General features: G+C 41.8%; 3 protein-coding genes. All 3 read right to left on the minus strand.

Features of this window, described 5'->3' with window-relative positions; all coding sequences use genetic code 11:
• A partial coding sequence (locus tag QZ359_RS02620; RefSeq protein WP_293958010.1) for an iron chelate uptake ABC transporter family permease subunit occupies positions 1 to 935 on the minus strand: 935 nt, incomplete at its 3' end.
• On the minus strand, positions 925 to 1,884 hold the full coding sequence (locus QZ359_RS02625; protein ID WP_293958012.1) for an ABC transporter permease: 960 nt from the start codon (positions 1,882 to 1,884) through the stop codon (positions 925 to 927). The genes QZ359_RS02625 and QZ359_RS02620, both read right to left, overlap by 11 nt.
• Positions 1,885 to 2,027: 143 nt before the next feature.
• On the minus strand, positions 2,028 to 2,486 hold a 459-nt coding region (locus tag QZ359_RS02630; RefSeq protein WP_293958014.1), incomplete at its 5' end, for a GDP-mannose 4,6-dehydratase.

Consider the following 2,486-nt stretch of genomic DNA (forward strand, 5'->3'; position numbering starts at 1 on the left):
AGTAAGATAAAGAATAAGAAGCCACCCACACTCTCAATGATCATGCTGATGCGAATTTCCAGAGCAAAAACTCGTTCGATGAGGGCTTGTCCCAAGGTCAAACTAATAAATCCAATCAGAATAGTTACGATAAAGAGCAACTTGTGCCGATAATCTTTGACAATCAGGTAAGTTATATTAGCCAGCATAAAGCCGAAGAAGGACATAGGCCCTACCAGGGCAGTGGCCGTTGAAGTTAAAAGCACGATGCCCCAGAGGAGTTCTTTCTGTTCTTTTTCAACATCGAGTCCCAATATCTGAGCCGTTTCTCTTTGCAGGTGCAAGACATCCAGAATGACTGCTTTCCGAAAGAAAAAGATTGTCAAAGCAAGGATAATCAGAGAACCGATGGCTAGGATGGAAGTGTTGAGATGTTGAAAGGAGGCAAAAAGGCTGTTTTGCAGTTTATCATATTCATTTGGATCCATCAGGACCTGAAGGAAGGTACTGATATTTCGAAAGAGACTTCCGAGGGCTAGACAGATTAGCAGGATAAAGACCAGATCTTGCTTCATCAGCGTCTTCAAGTAGCCTTGCAAGGCGAGAAAGAAGAGAGATTGGACGAGAAGTAAGATTAGGAATTCTAAGATGAGAGACTTCCCGAGTTGAAGAAACTTACTTTCAAAAACCAGTAGTAGAGTTTGCAGTAGGACGTAGAAGGATTCGATTCCTAAAATACTAGGCGTAAGGAAGCGATTTTCCGTCAGGGTTTGAAAACTAATGGTCGAAATCCCAGTCGCGATGGCTACCAAGAGATAAACAACTATCTTTTGGGAACGCAACTTCCAAGCAAAGGCTGACAAGTGAGTGATGGGCCAAAAATAGAGGAGACAAGCTCCGATGGCTAGAATAATGAGAAGGCAGAAGAGTTTGGTATGTTTGCTTTTAAATGGCATCTTTTCGTCCCCCTCTCCATAGAAGTAGGATAAAGACGAGGCTACCAATGATTCCTAGTAGAAGACTGACAGACAGTTCATAGGGCCGAATTAGAACTCGTGATAGGATATCGCAGGCCAGAACTAGATTGGCACCAACCAGTGCGACCATGAGTTTGGTCTGACTTAGATTATCTCCATAGCGTTTGCGAACAAGATTGGGAACGATAACTCCTAGAAATGGTAAGCCACCCACGGTAATCATGGTGACACTTGTCGTTAGGGCTACCAGAAAGAGGGCTAGTTTTTCAAGTAGGGAGTAGGAAATCCCCAAACTTTCACTGGTTTCTTTTCCTAGATTCATGATGGTAAAGGTTTGGGATAATTTCCAAACGGCTATCAGGATAATGAGACCTAAGAAGAGCCATTCATACTGATGGGTCTGAATCATGGAGAAGGAGCCCTGGGTCCAAGCGGTCATGCTCTGAACCAGATTGAAACGGTAGGCGATAACTTCTGTCACAGAACCAATAATTCCGCTATAGATAATCCCAATCAGAGGCAACATCCATCTTTCCTTTACAGTAAAAATGGCCATAAAGGCTAGGAAGAAGAGGGTGAATACGATGGATGAAACAAAAGCAAAGAGCATCTTTTGAGTCAGACTAGCCGACGGAAAGACAAAGAGGCTCAGCACCATTCCCAGTTTGGCAGCTTCAGTCGTTCCAACTGTGCTTGGAGCAGCAAACTGATTTTGAGTGATAGTCTGCATGAGAAGTCCTGCCATACTCATACTAGAGGCCGCAAGGAGAATACTGATAGTTCTTGGAAGACGGGACTCTTGAAAGAGAAGCCAAGTTTCATGATCCAGTGCAAAGAGTTTTCCCCATGAAAAATCACTGGTCCCAATGCTAATAGAGAGAAAGACTAGGAGTAGAAGTAAGCCAATTAAATAATGAGAAAGTTTCATACCCCATCCTTTCATGTAGATTTGGTACCGAAAGATACCTGCGGATATTACTGTAACACGATTTATTTAATCTGTCAATAAATTTTCTGACAATTTAATGAATAAAACAAGGAGAGAGCGCCAAGGCTTTCTCCTTTGTTATCCTATTCTAAAATGTTTTTGCCTTCTTTAACACGCCAATGATAATCCGATAAAATAATATCTTTTAGAGAGTAACTAGCCTTCCAATCAAGATATTTTTTAGCTTTTGATGCGTCTGCTAGGACGCTAGCTGGGTCACCAGCACGGCGAGCAACAATTTCGTGTGGTATTTTTTGATCCAGTAATTCTTCAGCAGTTTTAAAGATTTCTTTGACGGTATAGCCTTTTTCAGTTCCTAAGTTAAAGATTTGAGAAGAACTGTTTTCTTGAAAGAGGTAGTTCATTCCTTTAACATGAGCCTGTGCAAGGTCCAAGACATGAATGTAATCTCGAATACATGAACCGTCACGTGTATCGTAGTCATCTCCAAATATTTTTAGGCTATCATTTTGTCCCAATGCGGTCTTGTTGATGTTGGGAATGATATGAGTTGGATTTTTCACACGCAGACCGTTTGAAGC

The sequence above is a fragment of the Streptococcus sp. genome (genome assembly GCF_019414905.1).
Lineage (GTDB): Bacteria > Bacillota > Bacilli > Lactobacillales > Streptococcaceae > Streptococcus.